This window comes from Nonomuraea sp. JJY05, from assembly GCF_043496855.1.
Taxonomy (GTDB): domain Bacteria; phylum Actinomycetota; class Actinomycetes; order Streptosporangiales; family Streptosporangiaceae; genus Nonomuraea.
The window spans coordinates 1-21,147 of record NZ_JBIEIS010000009.1 but is presented as its reverse complement, the minus strand read 5'-3'; the positions used below and the strand labels follow the sequence as shown (position 1 = coordinate 21,147).

General features: G+C 71.7%; 16 protein-coding genes. 13 read left to right on the top strand and 3 right to left on the bottom strand.

The genetic code is table 11. From position 1 onward, the window contains the following. Nucleotides 1–1,629: an FAD-dependent oxidoreductase gene (locus tag ACFKCF_RS15185; protein ID WP_394494007.1), complete on the bottom strand. Its 1,629-nt coding sequence runs from the start codon at nt 1,627–1,629 to the stop codon at nt 1–3. Nucleotides 1,630–1,781: 152 nt separating this feature from the next. On the opposite strand from ACFKCF_RS15185, the gene ACFKCF_RS15180 reads away from it, so the two are divergent. The 8 genes from ACFKCF_RS15180 to ACFKCF_RS15145 are packed head-to-tail and all read left to right on the top strand — an operon-like array spanning nt 1,782 to nt 10,939. Then, nucleotides 1,782–2,606, top strand: a complete 825-nt coding sequence (locus ACFKCF_RS15180; protein WP_394494006.1) for a type 1 glutamine amidotransferase domain-containing protein — start codon at nt 1,782–1,784, stop codon at nt 2,604–2,606. A 2-nt stretch (nt 2,607–2,608) separates the two neighbouring features. Then, complete coding sequence (locus ACFKCF_RS15175; protein WP_394494004.1) at nt 2,609–4,198, top strand: thiamine pyrophosphate-binding protein; 1,590 nt, start codon at nt 2,609–2,611, stop codon at nt 4,196–4,198. A 10-nt stretch (nt 4,199–4,208) separates the two neighbouring features. Continuing rightward, nucleotides 4,209–6,605 (top strand): AGE family epimerase/isomerase, encoded by a 2,397-nt coding sequence (locus tag ACFKCF_RS15170; RefSeq protein ID WP_394494002.1) that lies wholly within the window; start codon nt 4,209–4,211, stop codon nt 6,603–6,605. Nucleotides 6,606–6,612: 7 nt separating this feature from the next. Further along, on the top strand, nt 6,613–6,948 hold the full coding sequence (locus ACFKCF_RS15165) for an STAS domain-containing protein (protein WP_394494000.1): 336 nt from the start codon (nt 6,613–6,615) through the stop codon (nt 6,946–6,948). Beyond that, nucleotides 6,945–8,960 carry a glycogen debranching protein gene (locus ACFKCF_RS15160; RefSeq protein WP_394493999.1) on the top strand — a complete coding sequence of 672 codons (2,016 nt, stop codon included), beginning with the start codon at nt 6,945–6,947 and terminating at the stop codon, nt 8,958–8,960. Before ACFKCF_RS15165 ends, ACFKCF_RS15160 begins: the two co-directional genes overlap by 4 nt. 17 nt (nt 8,961–8,977) lie before the next feature. Next, nucleotides 8,978–9,283, top strand: a complete 306-nt coding sequence (locus ACFKCF_RS15155; protein ID WP_357599021.1) for an anti-sigma factor antagonist — start codon at nt 8,978–8,980, stop codon at nt 9,281–9,283. After that, on the top strand, nt 9,283–9,741 hold the full coding sequence (locus ACFKCF_RS15150) for an ATP-binding protein (protein ID WP_394494502.1): 459 nt from the start codon (nt 9,283–9,285) through the stop codon (nt 9,739–9,741). Before ACFKCF_RS15155 ends, ACFKCF_RS15150 begins: the two co-directional genes overlap by 1 nt. Then, a complete protein-coding gene (locus tag ACFKCF_RS15145) occupies nt 9,707–10,939 on the top strand; it encodes a PP2C family protein-serine/threonine phosphatase (RefSeq protein WP_394493997.1) in 1,233 nt (410 codons plus the stop codon). The genes ACFKCF_RS15150 and ACFKCF_RS15145 overlap by 35 nt, the downstream gene beginning before the upstream one ends. A 44-nt stretch (nt 10,940–10,983) precedes the next feature. On the opposite strand, the gene ACFKCF_RS15140 is transcribed toward ACFKCF_RS15145, so the two are convergent. After that, the gene (locus ACFKCF_RS15140; RefSeq protein WP_394493995.1) at nt 10,984–12,312 is read right to left on the bottom strand and encodes a hypothetical protein; all 1,329 of its coding nucleotides are present in this window, start codon (nt 12,310–12,312) and stop codon (nt 10,984–10,986) included. A 172-nt stretch (nt 12,313–12,484) separates the two neighbouring features. Here ACFKCF_RS15140 and ACFKCF_RS15135 point away from each other — a divergent pair, with 172 nt between their 5' ends. The 3 genes from ACFKCF_RS15135 to ACFKCF_RS15125 all read left to right on the top strand — a co-directional run bounded on the left by ACFKCF_RS15135 (nt 12,485) and on the right by ACFKCF_RS15125 (nt 17,520). Further along, complete coding sequence (locus ACFKCF_RS15135; protein ID WP_394493993.1) at nt 12,485–13,291, top strand: helix-turn-helix transcriptional regulator; 807 nt, start codon at nt 12,485–12,487, stop codon at nt 13,289–13,291. 152 nt (nt 13,292–13,443) lie between these two features. Then, nucleotides 13,444–16,449 (top strand): type I polyketide synthase, encoded by a 3,006-nt coding sequence (locus tag ACFKCF_RS15130; protein WP_394493991.1) that lies wholly within the window; start codon nt 13,444–13,446, stop codon nt 16,447–16,449. Nucleotides 16,450–16,584: 135 nt separating this feature from the next. After that, the gene (locus ACFKCF_RS15125) at nt 16,585–17,520 is read left to right on the top strand and encodes a hypothetical protein (RefSeq protein WP_394493990.1); all 936 of its coding nucleotides are present in this window, start codon (nt 16,585–16,587) and stop codon (nt 17,518–17,520) included. Here ACFKCF_RS15125 and ACFKCF_RS15120 read toward each other — a convergent pair. Then, nucleotides 17,481–18,770: a sugar phosphate nucleotidyltransferase gene (locus ACFKCF_RS15120; RefSeq protein ID WP_394493988.1), complete on the bottom strand. Its 1,290-nt coding sequence runs from the start codon at nt 18,768–18,770 to the stop codon at nt 17,481–17,483. The genes ACFKCF_RS15125 and ACFKCF_RS15120 overlap by 40 nt on opposite strands. A gap of 202 nt (nt 18,771–18,972) precedes the next feature. Between ACFKCF_RS15120 and ACFKCF_RS15115 the strand changes: the two genes are divergently transcribed. Continuing rightward, nucleotides 18,973–19,971 (top strand): alcohol dehydrogenase catalytic domain-containing protein, encoded by a 999-nt coding sequence (locus tag ACFKCF_RS15115; RefSeq protein WP_394493987.1) that lies wholly within the window; start codon nt 18,973–18,975, stop codon nt 19,969–19,971. A gap of 13 nt (nt 19,972–19,984) precedes the next feature. Then, on the top strand, nt 19,985–21,147 hold a 1,163-nt coding region (locus ACFKCF_RS15110), incomplete at its 3' end, for a ferritin-like protein (protein ID WP_394493985.1).

Sequence of the window (21,147 nt, the reverse complement as noted above, 5' to 3'; positions counted from 1 at the left end):
TCAGCTCTCCGAGTGGTAGCGGTGGATCATCGACACCGCCATGGCGCCCTCGCCGACGCCCGAGGCCAGCCGCTTGACGGAGTTGGCGCGCACGTCGCCGGCCGCGAACACGCCCGGCACGCTCGTCTCCAGCAGCAGCGGCGGCCGCGGCAGGTCCCAGCCGGCCAGCCCGGCCACCGGACCGAGGTCGGGGCCGGTCAGCAGGAAGCCGCGGGCGTCCCTGCGCACGAGGTCGTCCAGCCACTCGGTGCGCGGGCTGGCGCCGATGAACACGAAGACGTGCTCGGCCTCCCGCGTGGTCAGCCCGCCGCCGCGGGTGTCGAGCAGCGTGATGTGCTCCAGCCGGTCCGCGCCGCCGGCGGCGACCACGAGGGTGTTCGTCATGACCGTGATGTTGCCCGTCGCGGCGATCTCGTCCACCAGGTACGCGGACATGGCGCTGGCCAGGCTGCCGGCGCGCACCACCATGGTGACGTGGCAGGCGTGCCGGGAGAAGTGCAGCGCCGCCTGGCCGGCGGAGTTGGCGCCGCCCACCACCCACACGTGCCGCCCCACGCATGACTCGGTCTCCGTCAGGGCCGCGCCGTAGTAGATGCCGGCCCCCTCGAAGCGGGCCGCGTCGTCGGCGTCGAGACCGCGGTACGACAGGCCCGGCGACAGCAGCACGGTCGCGGCGGTGATCTCCCTGCCGTCGGACAGGTTCAGCACGCAGGCCCGGCCGGCCCGGCTCAGCCGCCTGGCCTCGACCGGGGCCAGCACGTCCACGCCGAACCTGCGGGCCTGCGCCATGGCGCGGTTGGTCAGATCGACGCCGGAGATGCCGGACGGGAAGCCGAGGTAGTTCTCGATCCGGCTGGAGGTGCCGGCCTGGCCGCCCGGGACGTACGCCTCGATGAGCAGCGTCGCCATCCCCTCGGACGAGGCGTAGACCGACGCGGCCAGCCCGGTCGGGCCGCCTCCGACGATCGCCACGTCGTAGTGCGGGTGGCTGAGCTCCGTCGCCAGGCCCAGGGCCGTCACCACCTCACCGTGCCCGGGGCGGGCCAGCCGGCGCCCGTCGGGCAGCACGACCTCGGGCGCCTGCGGGTCGCCCGGCTCCGCCTCCTCGAACCTGAACGGCAGGCGGTAGCGGGTGAGCAGGTCGCGCAGCCGGTGCGTGGCGGGCGCGAACCGGTGGCCGACCAGGCGGATGCCCTGGTAGGGAGGCTCGTGGGCGGACTCCCAGTCCGACAGCAGGTCGTCGAGCACGGGGTAGAGCCGCTCCTCCGGCGGCTCCCACGGCTTGACGAGATAGTGGTCGAGCCGCACCTCGTTGATCGCCGAGATGGCGACGCTCGTGTCGGCGTAGGCCGTCAGCAGGACGCGGCGGGCGGCGGGGAAGCGCCGGCCGGCCTCCACCAGGAACTCGATCCCGGTCATCTCGGGCATGCGCTGGTCGGAGAGGATCAGCGCGGCCTCCTCACGGCGCTCGCGCAGCCGGTCGAGAATCCGCATGGCCTCCACCGGCGACCTCGACGCCACCACCCGGTAGCGCTCCTGGTAGGCGCGGGACAGATCGCGCCGCACCGCGCGGAGCACGTGATCGTCGTCGTCCACGGCCAGCAGAACCGGCCGCCGCTGCTCGGGCATCACGACCCTCCAGAATCGGCTGCGGCCATTGTTTCGCCATTTTCCGCGCGGCCGCCCCCGGCACCTGACGAAGTGCCGGCGAAATTTACGGACTTGACGGAATAAGTGGGCCGGGCTTGTCCCGGAAAACCACTCGTTGTTTGAATCCACCCATGACGCGCACCATTCTTATTGTTCTCTCCGAGTACGGATATTGGGGAGAGGAACTCGTCGGCCCGCTGGCCGCCTTCGACCGGCAGGGCTACCGGAGCGTGTTCGCCACCCCCACCGGCAAGCGGGCGCGGGCACTGCCGCCCAGTCTCGACCCCGGGTACGTGGATCCGCCGCTGGGCCGCTCCGTGACCGCGCCGGAGGTGGCCGTGGCCGCCAGGCAGCTGGACGAGTCGGACCGGCTGGACGCCCCGGTCAGCCTCGCCGAGTGGATTCCCGAACGCCCCTACAACAGCGAGGACGGATACCTCCGCAAGGTCGAGGCCTACCACCGGGAGCTCGGCCGGCTGGACCGCGACGTCGAGCAGTACGACGCCCTGGTCCTCGTGGGCGGCAGCGGCCCGATCGTGGACCTGGCCAACAACGGCCGGGTGCACGACCTGATCCTCGCCTTCGTACGGGCGGACAAGCCGGTGCTGGCCGAGTGCTACGGCGTCGCCTGCCTGGCCTTCGCCCGCGACTGGGAGGACCGTGCGAGCATCCTGCGCGGCAAGCACGTGACGGGCCACTGCAAGGAGTACGACTACAAGGACGGCACGGGCTTCCTGGGGGTCGACTTCAACATGGGGCCGCCGCCGTACCCGCTGGAGTACATCCTGCGCGACGCCACCGCGCCCGACGGCCGCTACCACGGCAACGTGGGCAAGGAGACGTCGGTGATCGTGGACCACCCGTTCGTGACGGGCCGCTCGACCCCCGACTCGTACCTGTCCGGCGAGAAGCTGGTCGAGGTGCTCGAGTCCGGCCTGCGCCGCTACGGCTGGTGACCATGGCCACCCGACCCGGCAAGCAGGCGATCTTCGAGCAGTTCACGGCCGACGGCATCTCGGTGATGTTCGGCAACCCGGGGACCGTGGAGCAGGGGTTCCTGGACGTGCTGGAGGACACGCCGGATTTCCGGTACGTGCTGGCGCTGCAGGAGACGGCGGCGCTCGGCATCGCCGACGGCTACGCCCGCGCCACCGCCGGGCCCGCGCTGGTCCAGCTGCACAGCGGCGTCGGCCTCGGCAACGGCGTCGGCCTGCTCTACCAGGCCAAGCGCGGCCACTCGCCGCTGGTGGTGATCGCCGGCGAGGCAGGGGTGCGGTACGAGGCGCTGGACGGCCAGATGGCGGTGGACCTGGTGGCGATGGCCCGGCCGGTGACCAAGTACGCGACCAGGGTGACCCACCCCGGCTCGGTGCTGAGGGTGCTGCGGCGCGCGGTGAAGATCGCGATGACGCCGCCGCGCGGGCCGGTCTTCGTGGCACTGCCGATGGATGTGCTCGACGAGGACACCGACGAGCCCGCCGTGGCCAGCACGATCCCCAGCCGGGCGACGGTGCCCGTGCCGGCGGAGCTGGAGCGGGCCGCGGCGGTGCTGCGCGCCGCCCGGCGGCCCGTGGTGCTGGCCGGGGACGGGGTCTCGGTGTCCGGCGCGCAGGAGGAGCTGGCCGGGGTGGCGGAAGCGCTCGGCGCCCCGGTGTGGACGGTGAACTCCTCGGAGCTGACCATCGACACCACCCACCCGCTCCACCGGGGCGACCTCGGGCACATGTTCGGCGAGCACAGCGCCGCCGCCCTGGCCGGGGCCGACGCCGTGCTCGTCGTCGGGACCTACCTCTTCCCCGAGGTGTTCCCGCTGCTGACCAGCCCCTTCCCGGAAGGGACGAAGATCGTCCACATCGACCTGGACGACTACGAGATCGCCAAGAACCTGCCGGCCGACGTCGCACTCGTCGCCGATCCCAAGCCGACCCTCGCGGCGCTGGCCCGCCTGCTCGGCCCCGCCCGCCCCGGGCCCGCCCGCGAGCCGGCCGAGGTGTACGGCGAGAGCATGATGGACCTGTTCGCCGGTGAGCTGGCCGCCCGGGCGGGCGACAGGCTGGTGGTCTTCGACGAGGCGCTGACCTCCTCCCCCGCGCTGCTCAGGCGGCTCCCGCCGCGCCGGCCCGGCACCTACTTCCAGACCAGGGGCGGCTCGCTCGGCGTCGGCATCCCCGGCGCGATCGGGATCAAGCTGGCCCGGCCCGAGGCCGAGGTGGTGGCCTTCACCGGCGACGGCGGCAGCATGTACACCATCCAGGCCCTCTGGACCGCCGTCCGGTACGGCGTGGCCGCCCGCTTCGTGATCTGCGACAACCGCCGCTACCAGCTGCTCGACGACAACCTCGAACAGTACTGGCGCGAGCGCGGCATCGCCGCGCACCCCCACCCCCAGGGCTTCGACCTGTCCCACCCCCAGATCGACTTCGTGAAGCTGGCCGCGAGCCTGGGTGTCCCCGGTGTCAAGGTGAGCAAGCCCGCCCAGGTGGAGGCGGCGGTCCAGCGGATGCTGGCGACGCCGGGGCCGTTCCTCGTCGATCTGATTACCACCTGAGAGGTACACCGTGCGTGAGAAGCGATTGGCCGGGCGCACCGTCGCGATCCTCATGGAGAGCGATTTCGTCGAGCAGGAGCTCCACTACTATCAGCGGCGTTTCACCGAGGAGGGGGCGCGGGTCGAGTTCCTCACGCGGTTGTGGGGACAGGACTCGCTGACCTTCCACGGCCATGAGTTCAAGGAGCCGTTCACGGTGAGCGGCGACCTGGAGAGCGCCGACCTGAGCCGGATCGACGTGCTGATCGTGCCGTCCGGCATGGTGTCGGACCGGCTGCGCTACACCGAGGACGTCCACGAGCTCGCCCCCGCCGTACGGCTGCTGAAGGACGCCTTCGACGACCACCGGATCGTCAAGGGCATCATCTGCCACGGCCTCTGGCTGGCGGCGCCCATCGCCGAGGCGGTCAAGGGCCGCCGCGTGACGTGCCACAACAACCTGGTCGGCGACGTGCGCAACATGGGCGCCGTCTACACCGACCAGGACGTCGTGGTGGACCGCGACCTGGTGACCGGCCGGACGGCCGAGCACTGCGCCGCCTTCGCCCGCATGATCATCGATCTGGTGGCCGCGGACCGCGGCTCCGAGACGGTCTACCGGCCCGACTTCACCTTCTCCGACCTGGTGGCCGGCTACGTCACCGGCTTCGAGCACGGCGAGATCAGCCTGCGCACCAACGACGGTCGGCCGGTGCGGGTGCGCCTGACCGGCACCACCTCCGCCGAGTTCGTGCGCAACCTCTCGGAGCCGTACCTCGACGCCTCCGCGCACCTGGAGCAGCTGCTCACGCCGGGCACCTACGTGTTCGTCAAGGGGATCTTCTACTACGAGAACGGCTCCTACACGATCGAGGCCAAGACGCTGACCTTCCTGGGCAGGCAGCCGGGCCAGTACGCCTTCGAGCAGCCCGACTGGTGGGTGAAGCAGATCCGCGAGCTGGGCAGGTTCTACCGCAAGGCGCAGTTCGGGGCCGACGGCCCGATCGACTACTCCGCGTACCGGACCATGCTGCGACTGGACGGCGAGAAGGCCGGCCAGGACGTGCAGGAGACCGACACGATCTCCCGGATGGTCTACGGGATGTCCTCGGCCTACATGCTCACGGGCGAGGAGGACTTCCTGGAGGTGGCCGAGCAGGGCGCCGCCTACCTGCGCGAGCACATGCGCTTCGTGGACCGCGACGAGGACGTCGTGTACTGGTACCACGGCATCGACGTGCGCGACGGGATCGAGCGCAAGCTGTTCACCTCCGAGTTCGGCGACGACTACGACGCGATCCCGATGTACGAGCAGATCTACGCCCTGGCCGGCCCCACCCAGCTCTACCGGCTCACCGGGGACCCGCGCATCGCCGCCGACATCGACGGCACGCTGCGGCTGTTCCGCAAGTTCTTCCACGATCCCGAGCGGGGCGGCTACTACTCGCACATCGACCCGATCCTGCTCAGCCCGCACCACGAGTCGCTGGGCCCGAACCGGTCGAGGAAGAACTGGAACTCCGTCGGCGACCACGCCCCCGCCTACCTCATCAACCTGTTCCTGGCCACCGGCGACGAGCGGCACGCCGACATGCTCGAGGAGACGTTCGACCTCATCGCCAAGCACATGCCCAGGAAGGACAGCCCGTACGTGCAGGAGCGCTTCCACGCCGACTGGACGCCGGACACCACCTGGCACTGGCAGCAGGACAGGGCGGTCGTCGGGCACAACCTCAAGATCGCCTGGAACCTCATGCGGATGATGTCGATCCGGCCCAAGGACGGCTACCGGACGCTGGCGACCGAGATCGGCGAGAAGATGCCGGGCTTCGGCAGCGACCCGCAGCGCGGCGGCTGGTACGACGTGGTCGAGCGCAGGCTCGCCCCCGGCCAGCACGTCCACCGGTTCGTCTGGCACGACAGGAAGGCCTGGTGGCAGCAGGAGCAGGCGATCCTCGCCTACCAGATCCTGGCGGGGCTGGTCGGCGAGGAGGAGTTCGTGCGCAGGGCGCGGGAGTCGGCCGCCTTCTACAGCGCCTTCTTCCTCGACCACGACGAGGGCGGGATCTACTTCAACGTGCTCGCCGACGGCCACCCCTACCTGCTCGGGAACGAGCGGTTCAAGGGCAGCCACTCGATGAGCATGTGTCACGCGGCCGAACTGTGCTTCCTGGCGACCGTCTACCAGCGGCTGCTGCTCGACAAGGAACCGTTGACCCTGTGGTTCCGGCCGCGGCCCGACGGGTTCACCGACCGTGTCCTGCGGGTCGCGCCCGACGCGCTGCCGCCCGGCCGGGTCCGGCTGGAGTGGGTGGAGGTGGACGGCTCGCCGTACCAGCTCTTCGACGCCGCGGCGATGACGGTGAAGCTGCCCGACTCCGCCGCGCCGGTGACGGTGCGCGCCCACCTCGCGCCCGTGGAGGAGTGACATGGCCATGCGACTGCACAAAGAGCTGCGCGGCGAGGTCACCGTCATCAGCCTGGACGGCCAGCTGGACAGCGAGACCGCACCCCGGGTCCAGCAGGACCTGCAGGCGCTCTTCCCCGAAGAGGGTCTGGTCGTGCTGGACCTGTCCCGGACCCTGTACATGTCGAGCGCGGGGCTGCGGGTGCTCCTGCTGATCTACCGGCAGGCCCAGCACGGCACGGTACGCCTCGCGCTGACGGGGCTGTCCCCCGACGTGCGCGCGATCATGGAGGCGACCGGCTTCCTCGGATTCTTCACCGTGGTCGAGTCGGTCGAGCAAGGCGTGGAGGCGTTGACCGTATGACCATCCTGGAGCCGATCGACGCCTACCCCACGCAGCGGATCGCCGGATACCCCGTGCGCGCTGGGCGGTCGCTGCCGTTCGGCGCCACGCGGGTGCCCGGGGGCGTCAACTTCTCGGTCTTCTCCAACCACGCCACCTCGATGACCCTGGTGCTCTACCGGGAGGGTGAGCCCGAGCCGATGGCCGAGCTGCCCTTCCCGGAGTCGTTCCGGGTGGGCAGCGTCTACGCGATGACCGTCTTCGGCCTCGACGTCGAGCGCCTGGAGTACGGCTATCGCGTGGACGGCCCCCGCCGGCCGTGGCAGGGCCACCGCTTCGACCCGGACATCGTGCTCAGCGACCCGTACGCCAGGATGCTGACCGGTCATGGCCCCTACCGGCACCGGTCGCGGGTGACGCTCGACGACTTCGACTGGGAGGACGACCGCCCGCCGCGCCTGCCGCACGAGGACCTGGTCATCTACGAGCTGCACGTGCGCGGTTTCACCAGGCACGCCTCCTCCGGGGTCGCGGCGCCCGGCACGTACGCGGGGCTCGTGGAGAAGATCCCGTACCTGCGGGAGCTGGGGGTCAACTGCGTCGAGCTGATGCCGGTGTTCGAGTTCGACGAGACCGACAACGTGTTCACCGGCGTCAACCACTGGGGGTACAGCCCCATCGGGTTCTTCGCCCCCAAGGCGTCCTACGCGGCCACCGGCCGCGACCACATGCAGGTCGACGAGTTCAAGCACCTGGTCAAGGAGCTGCACCGGGCCGGCATCGAGGTGCTGCTCGACGTGGTGTTCAACCACACCGCGGAGGGCGACGAGCGCGGGCCGGCGATCAGCTTCAAGGGGCTGGACAACGCCACCTACTACATGCTCACCCCCGACGGGCACTACTACAACTTCAGCGGCACGGGCAACACGCTCAACTGCAACCATCCGGTGGTACGCGGATTCGTGCTGGACTGCCTGCGCTACTGGGCCGCCGAGTGCCACGTCGACGGCTTCAGGTTCGACCTGGCGGCGATCCTCGGGCGGGGATCCGACGGCGAGCTGCTGCACAACCCGCCGCTGCTGGAGTCGCTGGCGTACGACCCGATCCTGCGCGACCGCAAGCTGATCGCGGAGGCGTGGGACGCCGCCGGGCTCTACCAGGTGGGCAGCTTCCCCCACTACAGCCGCTGGTCGGAGTGGAACGGCCGCTACCGCGACACGGTGCGCAGGTACGTCAAGGGCGATCTCGGCGTCACCGGGGAGCTGGCCACCCGCATGGTCGGCTCGCCCGACATGTACAGCCGAAGGGGCGCCGCGGCGACGATCAACTTCGTCACCTCGCACGACGGGTTCACGCTGCGGGACCTGGTCTCCTACGACCACAAGCACAACGAGGCCAACGGCGAGGGCAACCGGGACGGCGACGACGCCAACAACTCCTGGAACTGCGGGCACGAGGGTGAGACCGACGACCCGGCGGTGCTGGCGCTGCGCGCCCGGCAGCAGCGCAACGCGCTGCTGCTCCTGCTGGCCAGCCGGGGCGTGCCGATGCTGCTGGCCGGCGACGAGATCGGCCGCACGCAGCTCGGCAACAACAACGCCTACTGCCACGACGGGCCGCTCACGTGGCTCGACTGGGGGCTGCGGGAGGAGAACGCCGACCTGTTCCGCTTCACGCGGCGCGCCATCGCCTTCCGGCGGGCGCACCCGGTGCTGAGGGGCGGCTCTCCCGGCTCGGTCCACTGGCACGGCGTACGCGCCTGGTCACCGGACTGGTCGGCGCACTCGCGGGTGCTGGCCGCGCTGTTCGACGGGGGCGGGAACGACTGCGTCTACGTCGCCGCCAACTCCCATTGGGAGGCGCACACGCTCGAGCTGCCGCCCGCGCCGCGCGGGCAGACCTGGCACCTGTTCGCCGACACCGCCGCCGCCCCGCCGATGGACGCCTTCGAGCCGGGCTCAGAGCCGCCGCTGGCCAACCAGTCACAGTTGTCCATCGGCCCCAGAAGCGTCGCGATCTTGGTCACGCATTAGCGAAGGGAAGGCACGTCATGTCCTTCAGGATGAAGATGAGCGTGGAGGGCGACACCGCCACGATCCGGCTGGCCGGCGAGCTCGACGGCAGCTCCGCCCCCGAGCTCAACGATCTGGTGTCGCAGGCCGTGGGGCGGCAGGTGGGCAAGCTGGTGCTGCTCCTCGACGAGCTGACGTACATGTCGTCGGCGGGGGTGCGCTGCCTGGTGTTCGCGCACCAGAAGCTGCCGCGCGGCTCGGAGATCACCTTGGTGGGGACCAAGCCGGAGGTGGCCGAGACGATCCGGCTCACCGGCTTCGACCGCAGCATCGTGATGCAGTGATGCTCGCCTGCCGGCTCAGGATCGATGTCCAGCACGTGTCCCTGCCGGGCGTGGTGGCCGATTTCATCGAGGCGCTGGCAGACGGGGCGGGGCTGACCTCCCGCCAGGCGTACTGGCTGCGCCTGGCGACGGACGAGATCACCACGAACATCGCCCAGCACGGCTACCGGGGCGGGGCGGGCGTCGTGGAGCTGTCCGGGGAGATCGAGCACGACCGGCTGCGGGTCAGCATCGAGGACGACGCGCCGCCGTTCGACCCCGCCGGATACGATCCGGCACCGCGGCTGGCGCTGCCGCCCGCGCTGCGCGAGGAGGGCGGTTACGGGCTGCTCCTCGCCATGGGCAAGGTGGACGAGTTCCACTACGAGTACGTCGGCGGACGCAACCGCAACATCCTGATCATGCGACTGCTTGGAGGCGCGAATGCCGACGGCTCTGGTGGTTGCCGAGCCGGCTAACCCCATGTCCACGGCGGTGCTCGAACTCGACGGGGCGCTGCGTGAAGAGGGCTTCGAGGTCCAGCTCGCCGTCCCGGACGACCTGGTCCTGCGACACCCGCACCCCGACCTGCTGCTGATCTCGGCGGCGCTGGGGCTGCAGCGGATGGCGCTGGTCAGCCAGCGGTTCCTGGTCGACGGGCGGATGCCCACGATCGTGGCCTTTCCCGACGACGACATCGCCGCGCTGGAGGAGTGCGTACGCGGCGGGTTCGACTACGTGACCCGCCCGTTCCTGCCCGGCCTGCTGCGCAGCAGGGCCAACTCCTGCTGGGAACGCTGGCAGCTCAGCACCACGGTGGAGGAGATGGCGGCGCTGGCCAGCCTGCGGGAGTACGAGCGCGAGCTGCGCATCGCCCGCGACATCCAGGCCGGGTTCCTGCCGGAGTCGCTGCCGAGGATGGACGGATGGGAGATCGCGGCCAGCTTCCGGCCGGCCCGGCAGGTGGCCGGCGACTTCTACGACGTGTTCACCCTCGTCAACGGGCGCAGGCTGGCGCTGGTGGTGGCCGACGTGTGCGACAAGGGCGTGGGGGCGGCGCTGTTCATGGCGCTGATCAGGACACTGCTCCGGCACACGGCGGAGCACACCGGGTTCGTCCAGGACGTCGGCGACGACGCCGCCGCCGTGGCGCTGGACGGCTCGCCGGGAGAGTCCGCGCTGCCCCTGCTGTCGCTGGGGGCGGGCCCGCTGATCCAGGCGGTGGTCGGGACCAACCGATACATGGCCCGCAACCACATCAAGCAGGCGTATTTCGCGACGATGTTCTTCGGGGTGCTGGACCCGCACTCCGGGGACCTGGTCTACATCAACGGCGGGCACAATCCGCCCATCGTGGTGCGTGCCGACGGCCGCCAGACGATGCTGCCGCCGACGGGGCCCGCGGTCGGGATCCTGGCCGACAGCTCCTACACCCTGGGCCACGTGCAGCTGGGGCCCGGCGACTCGCTGTTCGCCTACACCGACGGGGTGGTCGAGGCCAGGAACGCCGCCCACGGCCTGTTCGGCACCCCCCGCCTCCAGGAGGTGCTGGGCGGGGCCGGGGCGCACGCCTCCCGCCTGCTGGCGGCGGTCGACGCCTCGGTGCGCACGTTCGTGGGGGCCGCCGAGCAGTCCGACGACATCACCACTCTGGCACTGAGCAGGAACCCCTTCTGAGGGGCCCGGCCCGGACCACGGCCGCCGCCCTTGCTCCGGGCCTCTCAGGCGGCCACCATCGACATGGCGACGGCGACGTCCCAGCCGGAGGCGGGCTCCCCGCCGTGGAAGCCCTCCGCCAGCAGCGTCGCCTCGTCCGCCCGCCCGGCCAGCAGGAGCGCGTCGATCAGGTACGCCGTCAGATGCGCCGCCAGCCAGGGCGGCCCCGCCTCCATTCCCCCGGCGGCGAGCGCGAGCGCGCGCCGCAGGTGGAAGACCGCCTCGTCGGGCCGGGTGCGCAGGCGGGTCATGGCCTGCGCCGCGTGCACGAACAGGGCGGTCTCCCTGTCGGTGCGCGTGATCGTGCCGACGTCGTCGGCGGAGCGGCCGTTCAACGCCATGATCCAGGCCCGGTAGGCGAGCAGCAGCGGCCGCTGCGCCGGCCCGGCGGCCACCGCCGCGCGCAGCAGGAACTCGGCGGCGGCCTCCGGCCGGCCCCGTCCGCAGGCGAGGTTGACCGCGCGGGCGAGCGCCAGATGCGGCGTGCGCTCCACCATTCCCTCGGGCAGCGAGTCCAGGAACGACATGCTGTCGCGCCCCCTGCCGCGCAGCAGCAGCAGGTGCGCCAGCGGCACCGAGACGGTGTGCCCCTCACCGCACCACGCCGCCGCCTTGCACAGTTCGAAGGCCCGGTCGAAGGCGAGCGCCGCCCAGGCGTCCCAGGTGGCCTTCACCAGGTGCGGGGTGGCCGCGGACGGGTCCATGGGTGGCAGCCACTCGGTGGCGCACTGGAACTCCCACCCGGCGGCGCCGCGGGTCAGGCGTTCGGTGAGCCGGCGCCCGACCAGGAAGTCGTGCAGCAGGCGGGGGTTGCCGCCGGTCGCCGCGTGCAGGGCGCCGGCGGTGGCCTGCCGTACGTGACCGCCGGCCAGCTCGGCCAGCAGGGCGGCCACCTCCTCGACGGTGAGCGGCGGCACGTCGACCGCGTACGCGCCCGGCTCGAACCGCAGGCGGTCCACCGGATCGGGGCGCCGCGCCGCGGGCCCGGACAGCGTCGTGACCAGCACCCTGGCACCCGGGCTCCCGCCCACGGCCGTGCGCAGCGCCATCAGGCTCTCCTCCGCGCTCACCTGCGCGTCGTCCATGACGAGCAGCAGCGGACGGTCCCCGGCGGCCGCCCCGACACGGGCGGCGACCTCACCGGGACCGTCCGCGGCACGCAGCCGGACGATCTCGTAACGCGCCGCCTCGGACGATTCGAGCACGCGCTCCACCAGCCGGCTGCGGCCCGAGCCCGGCTCACCGGCGAGGACAATAGGGCCTCCGTCGGCGGCCCCGAGGACTGACCGAATCGCGGCGAGCTGCTCGCTCCGGTCGATGAAATGCCACTTCATCTGGTTAATCCCCTCAATTGAATGGACAAATTCATGCTTTGGGAACAAAGCCGTAACGTCAATGCCGAAATGACGCAATCAGGCTAGAGGTGACAAATATTCCGTGAGGCTTCTAGACTCTGCCTTGCGATCCTGATCTGCTGACGCGGTGGAGGCATGCACGGGGGGTTCTGTGTCAGGCGACGGCTGGAGTCGGCAGGAGCTCGCGCGGTTCCTGCGGAGCAGGCGAGCACGGGTCACGCCGGGGCAGGTGGGCTTCCCCGAAGGGGGGCGCAGGACGAAGGGGTTGCGGCGCGAGGAGGTGGCGGTGCTCGCCGGCCTCAGCCCGACCTGGTACACCTACCTGGAGCAGGGGCGTGACATCAGGCCCTCCATCCAGGTGCTCGACAGCCTGGCCCGGGTGCTCGACCTCAGCGAGGACGAGCGCCGCTACATGCACACGCTGGTGCACGGCCAGGTCTCCAACCCGCAGCCGCTTGAGGGGCAGACGTGGGCGGGCGATGTGATGGGCCCGCTGGTGAGCCTCATGAGGGCCAGCGACTATCCGGTCTACGCCACCGACATCCACTGCGACCTGACCGCCTGGAACGACGCCGCCGCCGAGTGGTACGACGACTGGGGCAGCTACTCGCCCGAGCACCGCAACATGCTGCGCTGGCTGCTGGTCTCGCCCAAGGCCAAGGAGCGGCTGCCCGACTGGGAGCGCGTCACCTGCGACGTCATCGCCCGGTGGCGCTCGGAGCTGGCCAGGTGGCCGCACGACGAGCGACTGACCGACAAGATCGCTGAGTTCTCCCAGCTGAGCCCGCTGTTCGCCGGCCTGTGGCGCAGGCACGAGGTGCAGGAGCACCGCAGTCTCACGCGCCGGTTCCGGCATCCGCGCCTGGGCCTGCAGACCCTGCGCATGGCGCTCATGATCACCCCGGATGAGCCGCTGGTCGGGCTCGTGATCCATTTTCCTATGCACGCGAGCGAATAACGCGGTTTTCACCATCCCGGTATTTCGTCATCTGTTAATTGACACCCACGTGGGCGAGCCGGACCTTAGGTGATGTCGTTCGGCCAACCAACAACGGCGCCCGGGCATCGTCTAATTCACGATGACCCGGGCGCGGACGGGAACGGGGCCCCATGCACATCAACAGCGGGCGTGATCCCATCGCCATCATCGGTGCCGCCTGCCGGTTGCCCGGTGCGCAGAGCCCGGCCGACCTCTGGCAGATCGTCAGCGGGGGCCGGGACGTGATCGGCGTGATTCCCCAGGAGAGATTCGACATCGAGACCGCCTCCGGCCGCCGCCGGCCCGATGTCCTGCGGGGCGCGGGCGGCTACCTGGACGACATCGCCGGGTTCGACGCGCGCTTCTTCGGCGTCACGCCGTTCGAGGCCCTGCGGATGGACCCGCAGCAGCGGTTGCTGCTCGAGGTCACCTGGGAGGCGCTCGACGACGCGGGCATCCCGGCCGAGAGCCTGGCGGGGAGCGAGACCGGCGTCTACACGAGCCTGCTGCCCTCGGGGTACTGGGACCTGCTGCGCCGCTCGGGGATGTACGACATGCACGCCGCGCTCGGGGCCGCCGTCAGCGGCATCTTCCCCGGCCGCGTGTCCACCCAGCTCGACCTGCGCGGTCCCAGCATGGGCGTGGAGGCGGCCTGCGCGACGTCGCTGCTGGCGGTGCACGTGGCCTGCCGGGCGCTGTGGGCGGGCGAGACCGACCTGGCCATCGTCGGCGCCGCGAACCTGCAGATCGTGCCCGACCTGTATTTCGCGCTCGCGGACGCCGGCGTGCTGTCCAGTTCGGGCCGGTGCAAGTTCGGCGACGTGTCGGGGGACGGGTACGTGCGCAGCGAGGGCGTGGTGGCCCTGATACTCAAGCCGCTCTCGCGCGCCCTCGCCGACGGCGAGCACCCGTACGCGACGATCCTGGGCAGCGCCGCCACCCACGACGGCCGCACCGGCGGCTCGCTCGTCGCCCCCGGGCTGGAGGGGCACGAGACGATGCTGCGCAAGGCCTATCACGACGCCGGGGTCTCCCCCGGCGAGGTCGACTACGTCGAGGCGCACGGGCCCGGCACCCCCGCCGGCGATCCGACCGAGCTGGCCGCGCTGGACCTGGTCATGCGGGAGGGCCGGGAGCCGGGGCGGCGCTGCCTGGTCGGGTCGCTCAAGTCCAACATCGGCCACACCGAGTTCACCTCGGGGATGGCGGGGCTGCTCAAGACGGCCCTGGCGCTGCGGCACCGGACCATACCCGCGACGCTGCACGTGGTGGAGCCGCACGCCGTCCTGCGGGACCCGGCCGCGGCCGTCGAGCTCGCGCTGCTCACCCAGGACTGGCCGGAGCGGGGGGCGCCGGCCCTGGCGGGCGTCAACTCCTTCGGCATGTCGGGGACCAACGTCCACCTCGTGCTCTCCGAGGCGCCGCAGCCGGCGCGGCCCCGGCGCGGGCAGACCCGGCCCAGCTACGTCCTGCCCCTGTCGGCGCGGGACCCGAGGGCGCTCGACGCGCTCGCGGGCGCGTACGCCGACCTGCTCGAGACGGTGGGCGAGGACGAGGGGCCCGGCCTGCACGACGTGTGCTTCAGCGCGGGCGCCCGGCGCTCGCACCACGAGTACCGGCTGGCCGCGGTCGGCGACGACGCGCGCTCGCTGGCCGCGTCCCTGCGGGAGTTCCGCGCGAACGGGCGGGGCGACGGGCGGTCGCTGCACGCCGGCGAGCGCCGCGCGGCCAGGCGGCCGAAGGTGGTGTTCGTCTTCCCCGGCCAGGGCGGCCAGTGGGCGGGCATGGGCCGGCAGCTGCTGGCCGCCGAGCCGGCCTTCGCCCTGCGCCTGCACGAGTGCGCGCGAGCGGTGGCCGCCGAGCTCGGCTGGTCCCCCGTGGACATGCTGCTGCGCGGGGAGCGGTTGTCGCGCGTGGACGAGGTGCAGCCGACCCTCTGGGCGATGCAGGTGGCGCTGGCCGCCGTGTGGCGCGAGTGGGGCGTCGAGCCCGACCTGCTCATCGGCCACAGCATGGGCGAGATCGCCGCGGCGGTCACCGCGGGCGCGCTGAGCGTGGCCGACGGCGCGGCCGTGGTCGCCAGGAGGAGCCGGCTGCTGCGCGAGCTGCGCACGCCCGGCGCCATGTGGGCCGTGGGACTCGGCGAGGAGGCGGCCCAGCAGGCGATCGGCGAGCACTGCGGCCAGGTGAGCGTGGGGGTGGTCAACAGCCGGCACTCCACGGTCCTGTCCGGCGACCCCGAGAGGCTGGAGCGGGTCATCGAGCCGCTGCGCCGCGACGGCGTCTTCTGCCGCCAGGTGGACGTGGACTACGCCTCGCACGCGCCGCAGGTGGAGCCGGTGCGCGAGGCGCTGCTGGAGGCGCTGTCGAGCGTCAGGCCCGGCCCCTGCGCCGTGCCCATCCACTCCAGCGCCCGGGACCGGGTCGTCGACGGCACGGAGCTGGGCGCCGGTTACTGGTTCGACAACCTGCGGCTGCCGGTGCGCTTCGCCGCCGCCTGCCAGGCCGCGCTCGCCGACGCCCGGCCCACCGTGTTCATCGAGATGACCCCGCATCCGGTGCTGCAGACGGCGCTGGAGGAGGAGGTCGAGGCGGCGGGCGCGAACGCGAGCGTGGTGCCCTGCCTGCGCAGGGACGTGCCGGACGCGGCCGCCCTCGGCGCCGCGCTCGGCCAGGCGTACGTGCTGGGCTGCCGTCCCCGCTGGGACCGCGTCCACCCCGGAGGCGAGTACGTCCGGCTGCCCGGCTACTCCTGGCAGCGGCGCCGGTTCTGGCCCGGCTCGGCCACCTCCCCCGTCCCTCCCGAGCCCGCCCGTGAGCCCACCCATGAGCCCACCCATGAGCCCGCCCGCGAGCCGGCCCCGGGGCGGCACGGACGCCCGGATCTGGCAGCCCTGTCGGAGACGGAGTTGACCGCCGTGGTGGCCGACCTGGCCTCCCAGGTCCTCGCGATGCCCGGACACGAGATCGGGATGGACGTGCCGCTCACCCTGCTGGGGCTGGACTCCGTGCTGGCGACCAGGTTCCGCGAGCGGGTGCGGCGCGAGCTGGGCGTGGACGTGCCGGTCCGCAGCCTGCTCGGCCCGAGCACGCTGCTCGACCTCACCACCGAATTACGCTCGGCGGCCACCGTGTGAGGTGCGGTCGCCGCTGTCGAGACGGGGCTCCGGGTCGTCCGGAGCCCCGTCTCGACTCTTTGCGAAGGTGGCATTCCGACTGCTAGCACTAACTGATTCTTGGGCAATCCAGTCAAGAGCCGGAAGGATACGGGCATGGTGACAGCCGTGTTGGGAACGCTGGCCGGCGCCGCGCTCGTGGCGGCGGTGTGGCTGAGCGTCGTGCTGACCGTGTTCACCCCTCGTGGCAGGCCGACCCGGCTGGTCCGCGGTGTGCTGCGGGCCTTCGCCGGCCCCATCCTCGCGATGGCCGGCCGGGTCCCGCCCGTCCTGCGGGAACCGCTGCTCGACCTGTGCGGGCCGCTGGCCGTCGTCACGGTGGCCGCGATCTGGCTCGGCGTGTCCTCGGCCGGGTTCGCGCTGCTGGAGGGCACGCCGCTGCGCGAGGCCGAGTGGGCCTCCAGGCTGCTGATGGTGGCGGCCATCACGACGTACCTGGGACATTTCCTGTCCGCCTACGCCCGGCGGGAGCGGCTGGTCGCCAGGCTGGCCGGCAGCGTGTGCAACCCGCGCGACGCCGACACCATGCTCGCGTCCTACCTCAAGACCGGCTCGCGCGACCACCTCGACACCCTGTTCGCCGAGTGGACGGGGTGGATGGCCGAGGTGGAGCACTCCCACCTCGCCCATCCGGCGCTCACGTTCCGCCGCCCCGCCGGCGACCTCGACTGGCTCAAGGCCGCGGTCATCGTCCTGGACGTGGCCGCGCTCATCGAGGCGCTCGCGCCGAGCTGGGCTCCGGCACACACGAAGGCGCTGCTCACGACGGGGACGCACTGCATGCACCGGCTGACCCACGGGCTGTGCATCACGCTGCCGCCCATCCCGGTGAGCCTGCAGGGGCGAGAGGAGCGCAACTTCTCCGACACGCTGCTGCTGGCCCACGAGGCGGGCCTGCCGGCCGAGCGCGACCCGGTGGAGGCGTGGACCGTCTTCCAGGACCTGCGCACCGGGTACGCGCCGCACGCCTACGCCATCGAGACCCGGCTCCGTTACGACCGGGTCGAGGAGCCGGACGACGTCGGCGACTGACGCCCGCCGGAGTGGCCGGCCCCCGTCACGGTCTGTCCCGGATAGGCGATGACGCCGCTGAGACCGGCGCCCTCGGCGACGCGTACCTCGTGGCCGAGCGCGGTGAAGCCGTCGATGACGGCCGGGCGCTCCAGCGACGAGTCCACCCTGGCCATCACGCCCACGTACGCGTCGCTGAGCCGCGCGCCCGGCCCGATGATCGCGCCGTCCAGGCAGGCCACCCGTTCCAGGCGGCACCACGGGTGCAGGTCCGCCTCGTCGCCGACGTACGCGTCGCGCAGCACGACGCCGGGACCGATCTCGACGTCCCGGCCGATCCACGCGCCGGGGCCCACGTGGACGAGCCCGGCGGCCAGCTTCTCGGCCAGCGTCAGCCCGCTGACCTCGTCGCGGCGCGCCAGCGAGGAGGGGTGGATCACGGGCCCGTCCGGGAGCCGCAGGCTCGGGTAGCCGCCGGCCAGGGCCTCGGCCATGGTGAGCAGGTACGCGCGGGGGTTGCCCAGGTCGCCCACCTTGGCCAGGGGCGAGCACATGACCCGGTGGCCGCGCGACACCAGCCACGGCAGCAGGTCGCCGCCCCAGTCGAGCCCCCGCCCGGCCAGCGCCGCCAGCTCTGCGGTGGCGCCCAGAGCCCGCAGCCTGGCGCAGTCCACCAGGTAGAGGCCTGCGTTGATGGGCACCCTGTCCAGGTCGGCGGCCACCGCCGCGATGGTCTCCATGGGCGGCTTCTCGATGAAGCGCTGGATCCGGCCGGCGCCGTCCGCGAGCGCCAGCCCGTACGTGCCCGCCACCTCCGCCGCCGTCCGATGGACCAGGCCGACGGTCACCACCGCCCCGCTCGCCAGGTGGTCGCGCGCCAGCGCCGCCAGGTCGAACTCGAACAGCGAGTCGGTCGGGAGCACCAGGGCGTGGCCGAGCAGGCCGTGCTCCTCGATCACGCTGAGCGTCGCCTGCCCCGAGCCGGTGTTGGACCGGTCCGTACGCGGCCGCGAATAACGCACCGACACCCCGAGCCGCTCGCCGTACCCCAGCGCCTCCTTGACCTGGTAACGATTCTCCCGGCCGTTGGCCGCCACGTGGAAACTCGTTATTCCCTGATCGCGCAGGGCCGCGACGAGCCATTCGATGACCGGCCGGCCGAGAAAAGGGACGGCGGCCTTGCTCCTCATGTGACCGGAACCTTCGAGGGTGAGCGGGCGGGCGCGGAGGCCGCGGCCGCCGGCGAGCGCGATGGCGGCAATAGAAGGCATGGCAACCTCCAAGGACAGCGGGCGGTGAGTTATTCGTACCATTCGCGCCCGGAATATGGCCCGTTTCGGCCAGAGAACGCCGCTATTTCGTCAGGTCCGCGTCTGACAAAAGCACCGTGGTTTCCGTTAAGTCAGGGTGCCGCCGGCGCGGGCCGGATATTTATCGTGGGCCTCCCTGACGTGTCTCGCCAAGGAGGAGACCGTGCGCGCAGCCGCCATCACGCAACTCAACTCCCCATGGGAGTTCCAGGACCTCCCCGACCCCGAGCCGGGGCCCGGCCAGGTCGTCGTACGCATTCAGGCGTGCGGCATGTGCTTCAGCGACGTACTGGTCCACCGCGGCCACTGGCCGGTGCGGCTGCCGATCGTGCCGGGGCACGAGCCGGTGGGCGAGGTGGTGGCGCTCGGCCCCGGCGCCACCACCCTGCGGGTGGGCGACCGGGTCGGCGTCTCGTGGATGCAGCGCGGCGAGGGGCGCTGCGTCCAGTGCCAGAGCTGGCATCCGGTGGCCTGCCCGCACACCCAGACCTGGATGGACATGGGCGGCGGCTACGCCGACCTGATGGTGGCCTGGGAGTCCGGGTGCACGCTGCTGCCCGACGGCCTCGACTACACCGACGCGGCGGTGGCCTTCTGCGCCGGCTTCACCTCGATGAGCGGCCTGCGCAACGCCGATCCCCGGCCGGGCGAGCGGGTCTGTGTGCTGGGCGTCGGCGGGCTCGGGCACATGGCGGTGCAGCTGGCCGCCGCCATCGGCCTGGAGACGGTCGTGCTCACCACCTCGCCCGACAAGGCGGAGTACGCCAAGGAACTCGGCGCCGCGGAGGGCGTCGTGGTCGGCGACGACCCCGGCAAGGCGCTGGCCGACGCCGGCGGCGCCGACATCATCCTGGCCACCACCACCTCGGCGGACCTCGTCGCCCGCGTGCTGTCCGGCCTGCGCTACGGCGGGCGGCTGGTCACGATGGGCGTCACCGGCCCGCTGAAGATCGACGACATGATGACGCTGCTGTTCAAGCAGTGCTCCATCAAGGGCAGCACCCACAACAACCGCTCCGACCTGATCGAGGTGCTCACGCTGATGGCCGCGGGCAAGGTCAGGCCGCGCGTGGAGACCTACCCGTTCGCCGAGATCAACGAGGTGCTCAAGCGGGTGGAGGCAGGCCAGGTGCGCTACCGCGCCGTACTCACCCCCAACTGAGGAGGATCCCCGCATGTCCGAGCCCCCGATCGTCATAGCGAACCGGGAGCACCTGTGGTGGCTGCTCAACGAGGCCTCACAGCTGGAACACATGATCCTGAGCCAGTACCTCTTCGCCGAGGCCAGCCTCAAGAGCGGGACGGAGGACGGCCTGACGGCCGAGCAGGCGGACGCGGTCGCCGGCTGGCGCAAGGTCCTGCACTCCATCGCGGTCGAGGAGATGCTCCACCTGGCGCTGGTGTCCAACCTGCTGGCCGCCATCGGGGCGGCGCCGACCTTCACCCGCCCGAACTTCCCGCAGCGCTCGGGATACTTCCCGTCGGGCATCCAGCTCGATCTGCTGCCCTTCGGCGAGCAGGCGTTACGCCACTTCCTGTACCTGGAGCGCCCCGAGGGCATGCAGTTGCAGGACGCCGCGGAGTTCCAGCCGGTGCCGCCCACCCGCGCCCGGCTCGACCCCGCCGACCTCATGCCGAGGGGGCAGGAGTACGCGACGATCGGCCACCTGTACCGCGGGATCGAGGAGGGCCTGCGGGCGCTGTGCGCCGAGCTCGGGGAGCGGGCCGTGTTCGTCGGGTCCCCGCGCGCCCAGGCCACGCCGGAGCTGTTCCGCTGGCCCCAGCTCGTCGCGGTCACGGACCTGGAGTCCGCGTTCGCCGCGGTGGATCTCATCATCGAGCAGGGCGAGGGCGCGCGTGGCTCCTGGGAGCAGGCCCACTACGGGCGCTTCCTCGCGGTGTGGCGGGAGTACGAGGAGTTGCGGGCGCTCGACCCCGGCTTCGACCCGGCGCGGCCGGCGCTGGCCGCCTACCTCAAGCAGCCCTACGACATCGTGGATCCCCAGCCGCTCATCACCGACCCCGGCACCCGCCGGACGGCCGAGCTGGCGGCGGTGGCCTACGAGCTGGTGCTGCACCTGCTGACCAGGTTCTTCACGCACACCGACGAGAGCGAGGAGCAGCTGGGCCTGCTCGTCGGCACGTCGATCAGCATGATGGCCGACGTGCTGCGGCCGCTGGCCACCGCCATGACCACACTGCCCGTCGGCCCCGAGCATCCCGGCCGCACGGCGGGCTTCGCGTTCGAGATGTACTACGCCATGAGCAACTTCGTGCCCTGGCGCGAACCCTCGTGGGCGCTGCTGCACGAGCGCATGAGAGTGCTCGTGCAGCGCTG

Bases quoted from the DNA above. Each gene is read 5' to 3' on its own strand.
- ACFKCF_RS15185 (WP_394494007.1), bottom strand. From the start codon at position 1,629: ATGCCCGAGCAGCGGCGGCCGGTTCTGCTGGCCGTGGACGACGACGAT.
- ACFKCF_RS15180 (WP_394494006.1), top strand. From the start codon at position 1,782: ATGACGCGCACCATTCTTATTGTTCTCTCCGAGTACGGATATTGGGGA.
- ACFKCF_RS15175 (WP_394494004.1), top strand. From the start codon at position 2,609: ATGGCCACCCGACCCGGCAAGCAGGCGATCTTCGAGCAGTTCACGGCC.
- ACFKCF_RS15165 (WP_394494000.1), top strand. From the start codon at position 6,613: ATGCGACTGCACAAAGAGCTGCGCGGCGAGGTCACCGTCATCAGCCTG.
- ACFKCF_RS15160 (WP_394493999.1), top strand. From the start codon at position 6,945: ATGACCATCCTGGAGCCGATCGACGCCTACCCCACGCAGCGGATCGCC.
- ACFKCF_RS15155 (WP_357599021.1), top strand. From the start codon at position 8,978: ATGTCCTTCAGGATGAAGATGAGCGTGGAGGGCGACACCGCCACGATC.
- ACFKCF_RS15150 (WP_394494502.1), top strand. From the start codon at position 9,283: ATGCTCGCCTGCCGGCTCAGGATCGATGTCCAGCACGTGTCCCTGCCG.
- ACFKCF_RS15145 (WP_394493997.1), top strand. From the start codon at position 9,707: ATGCCGACGGCTCTGGTGGTTGCCGAGCCGGCTAACCCCATGTCCACG.
- ACFKCF_RS15140 (WP_394493995.1), bottom strand. From the start codon at position 12,312: ATGAAGTGGCATTTCATCGACCGGAGCGAGCAGCTCGCCGCGATTCGG.
- ACFKCF_RS15130 (WP_394493991.1), top strand. From the start codon at position 13,444: ATGCACATCAACAGCGGGCGTGATCCCATCGCCATCATCGGTGCCGCC.
- ACFKCF_RS15125 (WP_394493990.1), top strand. From the start codon at position 16,585: ATGGTGACAGCCGTGTTGGGAACGCTGGCCGGCGCCGCGCTCGTGGCG.
- ACFKCF_RS15120 (WP_394493988.1), bottom strand. From the start codon at position 18,770: ATGCCTTCTATTGCCGCCATCGCGCTCGCCGGCGGCCGCGGCCTCCGC.